The organism is Candidatus Polarisedimenticolaceae bacterium (assembly GCA_036275915.1).
Taxonomy (GTDB): domain Bacteria; phylum Acidobacteriota; class Polarisedimenticolia; order Polarisedimenticolales; family DASRJG01; genus DASRJG01.
In genome coordinates this window covers 20,639-35,351 of the sequence record DASUCV010000018.1, presented here as the reverse complement: position 1 = coordinate 35,351, position 14,713 = coordinate 20,639, and the positions used below count along the sequence as shown (strand labels likewise).

Annotated in this window: 14 protein-coding genes and 1 tRNA gene; 4 read left to right on the top strand and 11 right to left on the bottom strand. The window is 63.8% G+C overall.

From position 1 onward, the window contains the following. Positions 1-1,175: 1,175 nt before the first annotated feature. Positions 1,176-1,355: a hypothetical protein gene (locus VFV19_13700; protein ID HEX4825353.1), complete on the top strand. Its 180-nt coding sequence runs from the start codon at positions 1,176-1,178 to the stop codon at positions 1,353-1,355. A 215-nt stretch (positions 1,356-1,570) separates the two neighbouring features. Here the strand turns inward: VFV19_13700 and VFV19_13695 are convergent, their stop codons facing one another. From VFV19_13695 to VFV19_13675, 5 genes are all read right to left on the bottom strand, one after another. Continuing rightward, positions 1,571-2,038 (bottom strand): hypothetical protein, encoded by a 468-nt coding sequence (locus VFV19_13695; protein ID HEX4825352.1) that lies wholly within the window; start codon positions 2,036-2,038, stop codon positions 1,571-1,573. Positions 2,039-2,093: 55 nt separating this feature from the next. Then, positions 2,094-2,630, bottom strand: coding sequence for a sigma-70 family RNA polymerase sigma factor (locus tag VFV19_13690; protein HEX4825351.1), 537 nt, complete (start codon positions 2,628-2,630; stop codon positions 2,094-2,096). A gap of 41 nt (positions 2,631-2,671) precedes the next feature. After that, complete coding sequence (locus tag VFV19_13685) at positions 2,672-3,148, bottom strand: thioredoxin family protein (GenBank protein ID HEX4825350.1); 477 nt, start codon at positions 3,146-3,148, stop codon at positions 2,672-2,674. A gap of 6 nt (positions 3,149-3,154) precedes the next feature. Further along, positions 3,155-3,571: a hypothetical protein gene (locus VFV19_13680; GenBank protein ID HEX4825349.1), complete on the bottom strand. Its 417-nt coding sequence runs from the start codon at positions 3,569-3,571 to the stop codon at positions 3,155-3,157. A gap of 322 nt (positions 3,572-3,893) precedes the next feature. Beyond that, on the bottom strand, positions 3,894-4,313 hold the full coding sequence (locus VFV19_13675) for a hypothetical protein (protein HEX4825348.1): 420 nt from the start codon (positions 4,311-4,313) through the stop codon (positions 3,894-3,896). A gap of 546 nt (positions 4,314-4,859) precedes the next feature. Here VFV19_13675 and VFV19_13670 point away from each other — a divergent pair. Together VFV19_13670 and VFV19_13665 are read left to right on the top strand one after the other, a co-directional pair. Beyond that, on the top strand, positions 4,860-7,829 hold the full coding sequence (locus tag VFV19_13670; GenBank protein HEX4825347.1) for a MopE-related protein: 2,970 nt from the start codon (positions 4,860-4,862) through the stop codon (positions 7,827-7,829). 21 nt (positions 7,830-7,850) lie between these two features. Continuing rightward, positions 7,851-9,083: a M48 family metallopeptidase gene (locus VFV19_13665; protein HEX4825346.1), complete on the top strand. Its 1,233-nt coding sequence runs from the start codon at positions 7,851-7,853 to the stop codon at positions 9,081-9,083. An 8-nt stretch (positions 9,084-9,091) separates the two neighbouring features. Here the strand turns inward: VFV19_13665 and VFV19_13660 are convergent, their stop codons facing one another. The 5 genes from VFV19_13660 to eno form a co-directional block, all read right to left on the bottom strand. Next, on the bottom strand, positions 9,092-9,526 hold the full coding sequence (locus tag VFV19_13660; protein HEX4825345.1) for a hypothetical protein: 435 nt from the start codon (positions 9,524-9,526) through the stop codon (positions 9,092-9,094). A gap of 190 nt (positions 9,527-9,716) precedes the next feature. Then, positions 9,717-10,760, bottom strand: coding sequence for a CPBP family intramembrane glutamic endopeptidase (locus tag VFV19_13655; GenBank protein ID HEX4825344.1), 1,044 nt, complete (start codon positions 10,758-10,760; stop codon positions 9,717-9,719). 347 nt (positions 10,761-11,107) lie between these two features. Further along, positions 11,108-11,184, bottom strand: a tRNA-Met gene (locus tag VFV19_13650). After that, on the bottom strand, positions 11,185-11,727 hold the full coding sequence (locus tag VFV19_13645; protein ID HEX4825343.1) for a septum formation initiator family protein: 543 nt from the start codon (positions 11,725-11,727) through the stop codon (positions 11,185-11,187). 11 nt (positions 11,728-11,738) lie between these two features. Next, positions 11,739-13,025: a phosphopyruvate hydratase gene (gene eno, locus VFV19_13640; protein HEX4825342.1), complete on the bottom strand. Its 1,287-nt coding sequence runs from the start codon at positions 13,023-13,025 to the stop codon at positions 11,739-11,741. Positions 13,026-13,190: 165 nt separating this feature from the next. On the opposite strand from eno, the gene cutA reads away from it, so the two are divergent. Continuing rightward, on the top strand, positions 13,191-13,511 hold the full coding sequence (gene cutA, locus VFV19_13635) for a divalent-cation tolerance protein CutA (protein HEX4825341.1): 321 nt from the start codon (positions 13,191-13,193) through the stop codon (positions 13,509-13,511). Here cutA and VFV19_13630 read toward each other — a convergent pair. Then, positions 13,508-14,683: a PLP-dependent aspartate aminotransferase family protein gene (locus tag VFV19_13630; GenBank protein HEX4825340.1), complete on the bottom strand. Its 1,176-nt coding sequence runs from the start codon at positions 14,681-14,683 to the stop codon at positions 13,508-13,510. The genes cutA and VFV19_13630 overlap by 4 nt on opposite strands. Positions 14,684-14,713 lie beyond the last annotated feature (30 nt).

The following is a 14,713-nucleotide window of genomic DNA, read 5'->3' as shown; positions in this document are numbered from 1 at the left end:
GTGTCGGAGGCGGACCCGATGGTTCGACGTCTGTGGTGCTTGGCGGAGCCGGCAAGTATTCGATCGATTGCGCGCCGGCCGCCTGCCAGAAGCCCGGAACCCACTCCCAACCCTCGGAAGCCCGTGTCCAGTACCCTGGGACCCAGTACCTGTTCGGCGGAGCGACGCGCCAGCATCCGCTCACCCAGATGTAGCTCGTTCGTTCCGAATCCCAGCTCCAATACCCAGGGACCCAGACATACTCGTCCCCTTCCGGTACGTCCGCCGGAGGGACTTCCTTGATGCACGGTGGCGGCTCACTCGGCGCGAGAAGGCCGGCTTGGGGTCGCAACGTCACCGGTTCGTCGAACGCCTCGTTCACCGGACCGCGGGTGAGTACCTCCGCCCCCGCGGGCTGCTCCTCCGGTGGAATTGGCGGTGGCTGATTCGTACCGGAACCCGGAACGTCGGTTTGCGCCGTCGACTGACCGTAGGTCAAGAATGTCAAAGCCAAGGACACGACGATTGTTCCGGAGATACGACTGGGCATCGGGTCTTCTCCTAACAAGCGGGAAATCTCACCGCGTGGGATGACGAGGCCCGCTCTTCGCGGACGCTATCTTAAGCCCCGAGTGGATTTCCGCTATCGATCGGGCCAACGAGCCGCACCAGTGTTTTCCAGGTTTTGCCAGCATCGAACCGGCGACACTCGTCGAGTCCTTTGCGACTGGCGTAACGGCTCGTTGGCCTCGTTTCGTGCAAAGACGTGGGGCTCCGCCGGGCCGTGCAGCTAAGGTCGACGGTAGGGTTTTGCCCCATGGCGACGCAACGTCCGACGGCGCACGCTGACCACCGGCGGAAACCAATAAGGGAATCACGACGATGATCGAATCACAATCCGTGACCAAAGACCCTGTCTGCGCAATGCCCGTTGACGAAGCAACCGCTCCCCACGCCGAACGCGATGGAAGAACATACTATTTTTGCAGCAATGACTGCCGACAAGCATTCGTGTCCACGCCGGCTGGTGCAACGTTCGAGGCTGCGGGTGCTGTTGACAAGTTCCGCGCGTTGCGGGCACAGCAAGAACGGGACGCTCGTGGTGACGAGCGGTAATCGGGCGTCGACGGAACGGAGGAGTCTTGACCATCGAGATCAAACGTTGTGTTACCTGAATCAACCTTCTTCTGGGGGCCGTGCGCCTCAAGCGGGAAATCAAGAACCAGTTGAACCTTTCGCCGAAGATGAGCTTCGCAGAGAAGGGCGTACTGGACGTGGTGCTTGACGGCAAGACGATCTTCTCGTACCGAGCTGAACGGCGCTTGCCGGGCCGAGGTGAGATCGTGGGGCTGATCCAGGCATCGACGCAGTCATAGTCGGCGGGCACTCGTCTGGGTACCTGGGTTCGAGGGATCTGTTCCTGGCGCAGCGGTTTGCGAGGCATTACCGTACACCTCCCACACCGGCGCTGTGTATGGGGCGATACCCTACCGAGCCCTTGACCCGACTAATGCCAACGCGGGGTGATCAGATCGGACGCGTGATACCGAGCCTCTTCAAACGGGTTCGCTTGGAGACGACAGTCTCCGTTTCAAGACCGACGCATGGCGGTCCGCAGAGCGAACGGCGTGACGACGAGAAGACCGGCGGCCATCGCCACGATCCCACCGAGCCCCGCGCTGATGCAGCCGAGGGATCCGACGAGCGCGGCAGTCGTGCCGCCCGCGAGGACGAAGAGCGCACGATCTTCATCCTCGCGCATCGCGTATCGCGTCACGATCACGCCCGATCCGAGACCGCCCAGGACGCAGGCGACGAGGGGTAGAACGCCGCCGACTTCGCAGTACTCGAGCACCCTGCACGCGACGAGCGGGAACAGGAGTGATGCGAGCCCTGCGACGAGTCCGGGCGGCACGGCGCGACCCGCGGTCCCCCCGCGCCACACCAGCCAGGTGGCCAGGGTCGCGAGAACAAGGCCGATAGCGATCGCTGAGGCTGGGCGACCACAACCGCCGAACGAGACCAGCACCATCGGCACGACCACGGAGGACGTGCTCAAGGCGCGGAGAATACGTCCACGCTCGTAGGCCCGCCGAACGTCGCGTAGGACCTGATCAGTGGATCTCATGCTTGGCCCCCCACGCGCGCCGCAGTCGCGCAAGGGCGCGCTGAAGGCGTTTTCTGAACCTGGCATCGTCGACGGGGCGACGTTCGCCGATCGCCGCGAGGATCGTGGCCATGTCCTCCTCTTTCATGTCCGAGAGCACCTCGCGCGCGGCGCGCGCGAGATCCCGCTCGACGACCAACGCCTCGGGCGTGTCGGTCGTCGTGGGGGCGTCACCAGCGTGGTCGAGCGTGTCCTCTCGGCGTCTCATGCCTTTCCGCCGGAGCGATCGGACCTCGTACGAGACGATCGCGATCGCCCAAGCGACGCCGTCGCGGGACGGGTCGAAATCGGCCACCTGCGCGAACAGCTTGATCATCGCCTGCTGTGCGGCATCTTCCCCATGGCCGTCGTCACGTAACGCGCGCGCGGCGAACACTCGGAGAAGCGGCCAGAGCGCGGCGAACGCCGGCTCGATCGCGCCGCGATCCCCGCCGGCCAGGCGCTCGAGCAGCTCCTGAATCTCTTTCCGCGCGTGCGGTGTCACGGATCAGTCCAACCCGGAACGACGATCCATGACGGCCGCAATCAGGGGATCTTCCGCAGCTCTCGTGCGAGCGTCGAGGCGTCGACCAGTCCGACGATGTTCGACGACGCGAGCGCGGCGCCGCGCGACGACACGAACGCCACCGTCGGCAGTCCGCGGACGCCGAAGCGTTTGGCGAGCACATCCGTGGCTTCGCCACCGTTCGAAGTGTCGACTCGGATGGTGACGAAGCGGTCCGCGCTCTGGATGACATCGGGAGCCGAATACGCGTTCCGATCGAGCAAGCGACACGCGGCGCACCAAGCGGCGTAGAACTCGATCATGACCGGTCTCTGGGCGGCCCTCGCGGACGCGAGGACACCGTTGAGATGCGACGACGCGCTCGCGTCCGTGCCGGAAATCGTGTAGCTCCACTTCACCGCGGGCGTCTCTTCCGGCGAAGCTGATGCGACAGGCGCCGGCATGGCACCGAAGAGCGTGACGCAGACGAACCCCGCGAGCATCGTGTGGATCGACACCGCCGCTCATCCCTTCTTCTGAATGATCTTGCTGAATTCCTCTCGAATGAACTCCTTGGCGCCGGCGCCGCCCGAGATGCGCATTGTGACCGGCCCGCTCTGCGGCGCAAACGCGACGGAGTACTCGAGCGTGGGACAACAGCCACGGACGCCGTCGAGCCACTCCCCGGCCTCCCGGAATTGTCCGGAGAACTTGAACAGATACCCGTTCTCGAGCTCTTCGCTCTCCGTCACCGCGGCCGCGATCTTCTGCACCAGGACCTGGTGCCGAGTGAGCGCTTCCGGGGTGAAGAACCCCATGTTGCAATAGTGGCCCGAGGGAGCGCTCCTCCCGGCCTGTGCCGCGTGCTCGGGGCTACGCGCCGTCGAGAGGGTTCCGGCCGACAAGACGAGAACGGCGGAAAGAGTCGCCAGTCTGATCATCGGTTCCTCCTCAGGAGAAGTTCGCTGCGAGGCCACGACGTCGCGACCTCTCCCGGATAGGCGCTCGGACGCGTTCCTGTGACACCCCACTTCCGCCGCTCGATCGGTTTTGTCGGCTGAGGAAAGCCCTTGCCCCGCCCGGGTGAGCGTCGACGTGAGCCAAGGCGAAAAGATCATCCACGCCCTACGCAAGTAGCCGCGTTGCCGCTGAGATCGCCGCAGGTGGTGGAACTTCGGCAACGCCAAGCTCAAGCGGCCGCTGCCGCCGGAGCCGCGGGGGCGGCGCTGAAAGGCCCCGCCGATGGGTCCCCACCTCCTCGATCTAGGTTCGGGAGCTCAGGTAATCTGCGAACCTGTCGTTGAACAGGGCGCCGGGGCGTCGCGCCCTCAATCTGGACACGGCGTCGGGTCCGCTGTATCCGAGCTCGCAGAGGATCAATCCAGCGATCAGGGCGGAGCGATTGAACCCCAGGCCACAGTGGGAGAGAACCCGGTGCCGCGCGCGGACGAGAGAGGCGCCGAGGCGCGCGACCGCCTCCAGCTTCGAGATGTTCGGGAGATCCTCGTCGTAGATCGGAAAGTAAACGTAGAGCCACTCGTTGGGGACCGTGGGCACGCCGGGGTCGAGCCCACCGTCGAGGTCGATGACGGTGTCGATCCGATGGTGCTTCAGGACGCTCCAATCCTGGATGGCCGGCGAGATGAACAGGTGGCCGGCGTCGTCGATCTGGAACAGCTCCATCGGTTCCTCCCGCACCGCGTGCGGCACACTCTACTGGAACGAGCGTCCGACCTGCACTTGGACCAACGCTTCGCCTGCCACGCCTCACTCTCACCACGACCGTCTACACCCACCCTTCGGACCAAGAGATCTTGCCCGGCGCGTGCGCGGGCTGCGCTGCTGACCCCAACCGCTTTTGTCTCCATTTGCTCGGCCAGTTTGACGTATAGATAGCGCACATCTCGCCTCGAGGGGGTCGCTGTGCGCCACAGTTCGCTTGCCGCAATGACTTTGCTAGTTTTCGGGACGGTCGTCGCCGCCGAATCGACTCAGCGCACTCTGACATTCGAAGATCGCGTCAGGGCGCAGAAGGCTATCGAGCAGGTCTACTGGGATCATCGGATCTGGCCAAGCGGCAATCCAGGACTCAAGCCGCCGCTGTCGAAAGTCATGCCGGACGAGGCAATTCGCGCTCGGGTCGAAAGCTATCTACGGAAGACGCGCTGGCCTTCTGCAAATGCCAGCCGTGTCGTCACTGCGAGCGACTTGCAGGCCGAACTCGATCGGATGGCGCGCGATTCGCGCGACCGAAGGATGCTGCGCGAGCTGTTCGACGCGTTGGGCAACGATGCGTTCGTGATCGCCGAGACGCTCGCGCGCCAAACGCTCGCCGAGCAATCGGCCGTCGCGGATGACTCCCGGGACCTCGCGACGTTCGCCGACGTCGTTCCCGAATCCGCCACCTTTCCCTATCGGATGCCGAAGCTCGAGACCGGTTCTTGCGAGCTGAGCACCTGGGCGCCCACTCACATGGACGTCCCGGACAGGCGCCTCGGACACTACGCCGTGTGGACCGGGACCGAGATGATCATCTGGGGAGGCAGCACATACTTCGCGATCGACCTGCAGAGCGGCGGCCGGTACAACCCGTTGACAGACACATGGATCCCCACATCGATGGCGGACGGCGTGCCGGTCTCCGTGGAGAACGCGACGGTCGTCTGGACGGGCTCCGAGATGATCGTGTGGGGCGGGCTCTACGACGACCCCGTCGCCGGTGCCACTTACATGAACTCCGGCGCCCGCTATTCCCCCGCGACGGACTCCTGGCAGCCGGTGTCCACGGGATCCAACACGCCCACAGAACGTCACAGGCATACCGCCGTGTGGACGGGAACCGAGATGATCGTGTGGGGCGGCTACGTGTACGATCCCTACTACGGTAACGTCTACTTGAACACCGGTGGGCGATACGACCCCGCGACGGACACCTGGCAGCCCGTGTCCAATGGACCGAACACACCTTCCTCACGGTACAGGCACACCGCGGTTTGGACCGGCAGAGAGATGATCGTGTGGGGTGGCGACCATGTGGGAACACCGCTCAACACCGGCGGGAAGTATGACCCTTCGAACGACACATGGACGCCGACGTCGACTGGAACGAACGTTCCCTTCGTGAGGGAGTATCACACTGCGGTCTGGACGGGGAACCGCATGATCGTCTGGGGAGGAAACGGATTCAGCGGAAATCCGACGAACACGGGAGGTCTTTACGACCCGGTTTCGAACACGTGGCAACCGACATCAACCGGTGCAGGCGTTCCCCCGGGTTCTTCCAGTCACACGGCTATCTGGTCCGGCTCGGCGATGATCCTGTGGGGCGGAGACGTGGGCGGCGGGACGAGCGCGGGTGCGATTTATGATCCGGTGGGAAACACCTGGCGAGCCACAGCCGTGAATCCCCTCGGCGCGAGGACTAGCCACACCGCTGTCTGGACGGGTACGGAGATGGTCGTTTGGGGCGGGTGGGATCAAAGCCGCGACACCAACACGGGCGCGCGATACGACCCCGCGAGCGATACCTGGATCACCATGTCTTCGAACATGACCGTTCCCACGGGCCGGCAGAATGCTGCGGCGGTCTGGACCGGTGCCGAGATGATCGTGTGGGGCGGTCTCGATTCGGCCCTGCTTCCTGCTCCCAGCACCTTGAGCACGGGCGGTCGGTACCTGCCTGCGACTGACAGTTGGGTTCCGATGAGCAACACCAACGCGCCCGAATCACGCTACGGGCACATCGCCGTGTGGACGGGAACCGAGATGATCGTGTGGGGCGGGAACCCCGTCTACAACGGCGCCGCCTGGCTGACGAGTGGCGGCCGATACGATCCGCTCACGGACAACTGGAAACCGACCTCGAACGACGCGAGCACGCCGTCCGCGAATGCGGGCCGCAGCGCAGTCTGGACGGGACGCGAGATGATCGTGTGGGGCGGAAGCAATATCAAAACCGGTGGACGGTACGATCCCGGCTCCGATTCGTGGACCCCTACGTCGACGGGCGCGAACGTGCCGTCGGGCGGCTCCTCGGCGGTGTGGTCCGGAACCCGGATGATCGTGTGGAATGGCGAGTCTTCGCCGGGAGGACGCTACGACCCGCGGACCGATACCTGGGCGTCGATGGCGTCCGGGGCGGCTCTCCTGGGAGTCCGCAGCGGGTATTCCGCGGTCTGGTCCGGAAGTGAGATGCTCGTCTGGGGCGGCTGGAGCGGTGGCTTCGTGAATACCGGAGCGCGGTACAACCCGATCACCGACAGCTGGGTACCAATGTCGAATGGAAGCGGCGTGGCTTCTCCACGGTCCGGCCATCAGGCCGCCTGGACGGGGTCCGGCATGATCGTCTGGGGAGGAACTTGGCCCAGCTCGATTGCTGCCAACGGAGGAGGTATTTACGCTCCGGCGCCGGATAAGTGGTCGGAACTCTCCGCAACATATCCCGCACCGATCGCGCGCACGAACGCCGTCTCCGTGTGGACGGGTACCGCGATGATCGTCTGGGGTGGTCAAACGGGAACGTCGGCCGGGGGTGTGTACTGCGCTTGTCCATCGGGCCTTCTCGTCTATCGGGACAACGATGGCGACGGATACGGTGACTCGGCCTATCCCGCACCGAGCTGCGACGGATCGATCGCTCCGGGGTATGTCGCCAATCAGCTCGACTGCGACGATTCGGATCCCAACGTCCATCCCGGCGCCGGCGAGATCTGCAACGGAATCGACGACAACTGTGACGGTCAGATCGACGAGGACGCGAACGGCGTCGATTCCGACGCCGACGGCGTTCACAACGCCTGCGACAACTGTCCATCGATCTCCAACACCGATCAGACCGACCAGAACCATGACGGTGTCGGCGACGCGTGCGACGTCAACGACGGGTTGATCTACGTGTACGGCAGCGACGACAAGAGCCGGATCGAATGGCAGCCCGAGGTCGGCTACGACAGCTGGAACGTCTACACGGGAGATCTCGCGGTGCTCCGCTCGACCGGCCAGTACACCCAGGCGCCCGGGTCCGGCCCACTCGCTTCACGACAGTGTGGCCTCGCCGATCTGAACGCCTACGACCCGGTCATCCCCGAGCCGGCGAGCGTGGAGTACATGCTTGTCTCAGGTGTGACTGCGGGTGCGGAAGGAAGCCTAGGGACGAACAGCGCGGGGGCGCCGAGGCCGAACGCCAATCCTTGTCCGTGAGCTGGATGACGGGGAGGCTCCATGGAATTGAGTCACGGGGAAACTTCGCCCGAGGTCATACGCGTGCAACGCTGGCCCACAGAGCTTGTACTGCGCTTCCTGGTGGCCATCCTGGCGCTCGGGATCTGGGTGCTGATGGCCTTTTCGATCATCGGGATCGTTTATGCGGTGCTGATCGGGATCTTCCTGTTCACGACGCATCTCGCGTTGATCGCTCACGTCCGTGGCAGCGCGGTCAAGCTGCGACCGGAGCAATTCCCCGAACTCCATAGGCGGGTCCAGACGATCGCCAGTCAAGCCGGTCTTCGGCGCCCGCCCGACGCGTATCTCATGCAGGCGGGCGGCGCGTTGAACGCGTTCGCGACCAAGTTCCTCGGCACGCACCTTCTCGTGTTGTATTCCGACTTGCTCGACGCATGCGACGGGGACGATGCCGCGCGAGATATGGTGATCGCTCACGAGATAGGACACGTGCGTTGTGGTCACCTGCGATGGCGTTGGTTGCTTTTTCCGGGGCTGCTCGTCCCCTTCGTCGGGTCGGCCTACTCTCGCGCCTGCGAGTACACCTGTGATCGTTACGGTGCGGCGCTCTGCGGCGACCCGCGCGGCGCACTCCGCGGGCTTGCCATCCTCTCTGCGGGTGGTCACCACGCGCGCGCGGTCAATCTCGAAGCCCTGGTCGCGCAGCGGCAAGATCTAGATACCGGATTCATGACTCTCGGCACGTGGCTGGCGACACACCCTCCGCTTTCGCAGCGCATGGCCGCCCTCGACCCTTCACTCGGGGCGACGAGCGGGCCCTCTGCTCGTGGAATGATCCGGGCACTTGGGATCATCGCGCTGTTACTCATGGTTCCCTTCCTGGGAGCGTACGCGCTCGGGCGATTCGGCCACAAGTTCATCGAGCAGGTCAAGCAAGCGCAAACCGGCAGGATCGCACCAGCTCCTCAGCCGAAGCCGCTCGGCGCAAGCGAAATCGTTTTTGCTCGCAATCAGGTCGCTGAGGACTTCACCTCGCTCGCAGCCGTAGCAGAGACATTCCGCAAGGAGCACGGGCGACTCCCAGCCGATGACGATGCTCTGTACGATGCATGGGATGAGGAAAAGCCTAACGCGCGGGTTCCGCACGATCCGTTCGATGGCCATTGGTACGGTTACGGGACCGACGGGCGCCGATTCTGGCTCTGGAGCGTTGGGCCAGATATGAAATCCAACACGAAGGACGACATCGAGTTCTCGTCGCCCGAACACTGACGAATCGTTCACTTCTTCAACAACGCTTCGTTACCCGTCATGGTGAGAAGCTTCGCGCGAACATCAGGATCGTCCGAGATGTCAAAGACGGGCTCCACTCTGCGGTGCTCCACCACTTCAACGATCCCGTCCGCCATCATGATCGTATACGTCGGCATTACTCCGTCCGCTCGACGTGAGTTTGGGAGATAGAGAGTGTCTTTATGAATCTTATGCGCTCTGATCTTCGCAAGCTGACGGCCCGTCCGTTCATTTCGGAGAACGAACGTTGCATGGTCGTAGTAGTAGAACAATTCGACACTAAGGTCGCTCCGTGGTACATCCGCAGGCGGGTGGAACCATCGCGGCAATCGTGATTCCGGTGACAACATGAAGTTCGAGTCGGGAAAGAACCCACACGCCAAAATGAAGGCAGTGAGAAATACGACGACGATCACACGCATCCTGGACGTCATTGGCCCTATCACCACACAAGACTTCTTCGTCGTGAGTGCATGCATTTCACGAAAGCCATGTGACATATCGTCTTACGGTCCACGACATGCGGCCGCAGGTCCGCTTATGGGCGGTAAAAAGCTTCGATGTCGTGCGGCGGACGTGCCATGGCACACCGATTAGCCACGAGCACCACGGTTAGTTCCAGCCACCAAGCAATGTATTGAGTGATGCGTGAAGCAAAATTGCCACCCAGAAGAGACCGTACCGAATCACGAGTATTCCCGCGCACGCGCCGAACAGCAGTGCCAGAAGCTCCGACAACAGTCCGGCCCTAGAGTGAAACCCAGCAAAAACGAGAGTCGTTCCGATAATCGCGAGCCACTCGCGCGCTCGCTCTTCGGTCCTGCCATGTAGCGCCGCGACAATTAGCGCACCGCCGAATACTCGCCAGAGAGCTTCTTCTGGAATACCGACAGACAGAGCGGAAGCTGAGAATTTTCTCAGCCACCAACCGGCGGGGAGCGAATCGATCTTGACGTTGGAATACGCGATCACCGCATAACCGATTATCAATATTGACGCACTGGTAGCAGCAATAACAAGATAGTCGCGGTTAGTTCGTAGCCGCGGCTTCAGCATTTGCCGGGTCAAAAGAGGATATCGGTCTACGGCCATCGACAACGGCAGTACTCCCAAACACCAGACAATATTCGCCAGGTCGAACAGACGAAACGCGCGGTCGCCGGGGTCGACGTCCGCAAGAAAGATAGCGATCGGACCCTTTACCGTCTCAAACTGGACTCCCAGGCTCAGCAGCCCCAAGGCAATCAGTGCCAGCAAAGCACCCACCGTGCGAAAACTATTCAGAACGCGGTATGCAATTAGAACTATCGCGGCTATCAAGAGTACGTCCAAGAGCGAACGTATCTGGATGTGACCCGTGGGAATCGCGATTGTGGTGAGTGGGTCCGGAGCATAGTCGGGGAACGAAAAGCGCAAGACAATTAAGAGCGTCAGGGCGCCCCCGGCCCAGATCGAGCAGCACTTCAGCGTCAGACTGCCTTTCCAGTCTGGAGCATGATCAAGTACAGAATCGCGAGTCACCAGAACAACAAACGCCGCTCCTCCAGCAAGAAGGAACAGAATCGGTACGGACATCGACAGTAGATGTGGAACCATGAGTAAGAGCAGCAGCGCGCTAACCGCAAACAGTCCCCAAATCCGATAGCGTCGAAACATTTGGTGACCATAATCTGAATCATCCGTACTCATGCAGCGCACGCCAAGTTCTCAGGTCTCATCGCCGACCTCCGGAATCACTCGTGAACGATTGCCAGCTGTCAATACCTAGCGCCCGCTTTACGGCGCGCGACGCTGCCTCCGTGTTTCAGAGCCTCCTGGCCGCGGGCGATCGCGCCCTTCACAGACTCAACAGAGTCTTCTCGCACCGTCACCTCTGCTTTGGCGTGCTCCGTAGGGTGACATCGTGTTCGTCGGCGGCATCACGGTGCGCCCCGACGACGGCCTCCTGGACTTGCAGATGAAGAAATTCCCCGCGATCGGTTCGGAGAATTTCAACTGTGATGTGGTAGCGGGGGCAGGATTTGAACCTGCGACCTTTGGGTTATGAGCCCAACGAGCTACCGGACTGCTCCACCCCGCGTCAATGTGATCTTTCAGTCGATGAAGCCGGGGGCACGATAGCAGATTCCGGCTTCGGGTCAAGAAAAGGCGACGTGCCGCCTCCGGGCAAAAGGAGCGTCACCTCGCCCTTCGCCGTCATGCCGAGCTGCTCCCGCGCGATGCGCTCGACGGGCGCCGATTCGGTCTTGAGGCCCTTGATGTCGCTCTCGAGATCCTTCACTCGCTTCAGGTGGTCGTCGTAGGCCTTCTGCATCTCGCCGAGGCGGATCGTCTGGCGGCGGACGTCGAGGTAGCCGTGATCGCCGAACAGCGCGGCGGCGACGCCGACGGCGAAGAGGAGCACGAACGCAGCGATCGTGCTGGTGCGACGCAGGCGGAGCTTCCGCTCGACCTCGGGATCGATCGGCTGGCCTTCGCGCGGGAGATCGGGAGCGGCGTCGGAAGGGACGCGCGCGCGATGGGCGTCGGTCGAGCCGAGCGGGATCTTGAACGGTGGGAACAGAGGCCGCGCACGCTCGTCCTTGAGCTTCGACTTTCGCGGGAACCGGATGAGCTTGCCCACGCGCGATGTTCCTAGGAGGCCTTCTTCGCTCGAGGGAACGCGCGCCAACCGGCGTAGATCGCGTCGGTGCCCAGCTCTTCCTCGATGCGGAGGAGCTGGTTGTACTTCGCCGTGCGCTCGCCGCGCGCGGGGGCGCCGGTCTTGATCTGGCCGAGGTTGAGCGCAACCGCGAGATCGGCGATGAGCGAGTCTTCGGTCTCGCCCGAGCGGTGCGAAGCGATGCAGGTGTAGCCCGCGCGGTGCGCCATGTCGATGCAGTCGAACGTCTCGGTGAGCGTGCCGATCTGGTTGACCTTGATGAGGACGCTGTTGCCGATCTTCTTCTCGATCCCCTTCGCCAGGATCTCGGTGTTGGTCACGAAGAGGTCGTCGCCGACGAGCTGGACCTTGTCGCCGACGGTCTTCGTGAGCTTGGCCCAGCCGTCCCAGTCGCCTTCGGCCATGCCGTCCTCGATCGAGACGATCGGGTAGTCCTTGCACCAGCGCGCGTAGATCGCGATGAGCTCGTCCCCCGTCTTCTTCGGCTTCTTCTCGGCCTCGAGCACGTACGTCTTCTTCTCGTAGAACTCGGAGGCGGCGACATCGAGCGCGAGCACGACGTCCTTGCCGGGCTTGTAGCCCGCCTTCTTGATCGCTTCGACGAGGACCTCGAGCGCCTGCTCGTTGCTCTTCAGGTTCGGCGCGAAGCCGCCCTCGTCGCCGACGGCGGTCGAGAGCTTCTGCGATTTCAGGACGGACTTGAGCGCGTGGTAGCACTCGACGCCGGCGCGCAGCGCGCGTCCGAAATTGTCGAAGCCGACCGGTGCCAGCATGAACTCTTGCACGTCGACGTTGTTGTCCGCGTGCGCGCCGCCGTTGAGCACGTTGAGCAAGGGAACGGGCATGACCTTCGTGTTGGCGCCGCCGAGGTAGCGGTAGAGCGGCATGCCGAGCAGCTCCGCCGACGCGCGCGCGGCCGCCATCGAAACCGCGAGCGTGGCGTTTGCGCCGAGCTTCGCCTTGTTCGGCGTGCCGTCGAGATCGCGCATCGTCTCGTCGAGGAAGACCTGGTTCACCGCCTCGAGGCCGATGATCGCCGGCGCGATCGTCTTCTCGATGTGCTCGATCGCCTTCGTTACGCCCTTGCCCATGTAGCGCTTCGCGTCGCCGTCTCGGAGCTCGAGCGCCTCGCGCGAGCCGGTCGAGGCGCCCGACGGGACGGCGGCGCGGCCCATGTCTCCGGATTCGAGCACGACGTCGGCTTCGACGGTGGGGTTCCCGCGGGAGTCCAGAACTTCGCGGGCGATGACGTCCCTGATGCGTCCGGCGGCGTGAGGCGCTTCCACGGGCACTCCTAGGTAAGAGTCGTCTACACGACTATGCGTTGCGGGTTCCGCTTCTTCGACTCAGGCGCGGCGCGACTATAGCCCAGTGGTTCACCGGGCCACAAGTCCTAATCCTTCATCGTGATAGAGTCCGCCGCCGTGTCCCCGTACGCCGTCATCCTCTCGACCGCCGGAAGCGAGGCCGAGGCCCGCTCCATCGCCCGCGCCCTCGTCGGCCGGCACCTCGCCGCCTGCGTGAACGTCGTTCCCGGGGTGCGCTCGATCTACCGCTGGGAGGGCGCCGTGAAGGACGAGGCCGAGTGGCTCCTCGTCATCAAGACCCGCGCCGAGCGGTTCGAAGAGGTGCGCACCGCGATCCGCGAGCTGCACAGTTACGAGCAGCCGGAAGTCGTGCGGCTCGAGATCGCGGAGGGCGATGAGGCCTATCTGCGCTGGATCGAGGCCGAGACCGAGCGCTAGACCGCAGCGAGCGCTCCCGAGAGATCGTCGATCAGATCGGCCGGATCCTCGAGGCCGACGGAGATTCTCACGAGCCCGTCGGTGACGCCGATCTTCACGCGGTCTTTCTTCGGGACAGCGCCGTGAGTCATCGACGCGGGGTGCGAGATCAGACTCTCGACGCCGCCGAGGCTCTCCGCGAGCGCGCAGAGGCGAACCTTGCCGAGGAAGCGCTTCGCCGCGCCGAGCGAGCCCAGCTCGAACGCGATCATGCCGCCGAAGCCCGACATCTGCTTCTTGGCGAGCGCGTGCTGCGGGTGGCTCTTGAGCCCCGGGTAGTGGACTTGCTCGACCTTCGGCTGACGGTCGAGCCACGCCGCGACCTGACGCCCCGAGGCGTCGTGCCGCTCCATGCGGAGCGGCAGCGTCTTGATGCCGCGGAGCACGAGGAACGAGTCCATCGGCGAGAGCACCGCGCCGACCGAGTTCTGGAGCCAGCCCATCCGCTCGGCGTCGGCCTGCGACGTCGTGACCACGGTGCCGCCGACGCTGTCGCTGTGGCCGTTCAGGTACTTCGTCGTCGAGTGCACGACGATGTCCACGCCGTACTCGATCGGCCGCTGGAAATAGGGGCTCATGAAGGTGTTGTCGACGACGAGGCGCAGCTTGTTCCTGCGTGCGATCTTCGCGGCGCCGGCGAGATCGGTGATGCCGAGCACCGGGTTCGTCGGCGTCTCGACGTAGAGCATCTTCGTCGCCGGAGTGAGCGCGCGCTCGATCGTGCCGAGGTCGGTCGTATCGACCCACGTGAAGGTGAGGCCGAACTGGCGGAGCAGCCCTTCGAACAGACGATACGTGCCGCCGTAGACGTTCCGCGAGACGACGACGTGATCGCCCGAGCGGAGCAGGTTCATCGTGGCGCTGATCGCCGACATCCCCGAGGCGAAGCAGCGGGCCGAGAGGCCGCCTTCGAGCGCGGCGAGATTGCGCTCGAGCGCCTCGCGCGTCGGGTTGATCGTGCGCGCGTAGTCGTAGCGCCACCCTGCGCCGAGCGCCGGCTGGCGATAGGTCGAGGTCTGGTAGATCGGCTGCATGACGGCGCCGGTCGCCGGATCCGGGACCTGCCCCGCGTGCAGAGCCTTCGTCGCGAACCCCGGCTCGCGCTTGCCGCGCGCGCGCTTCCTCGCTGCCACGTTATCCCTCCCGAGCGAACGCGAGAGGTT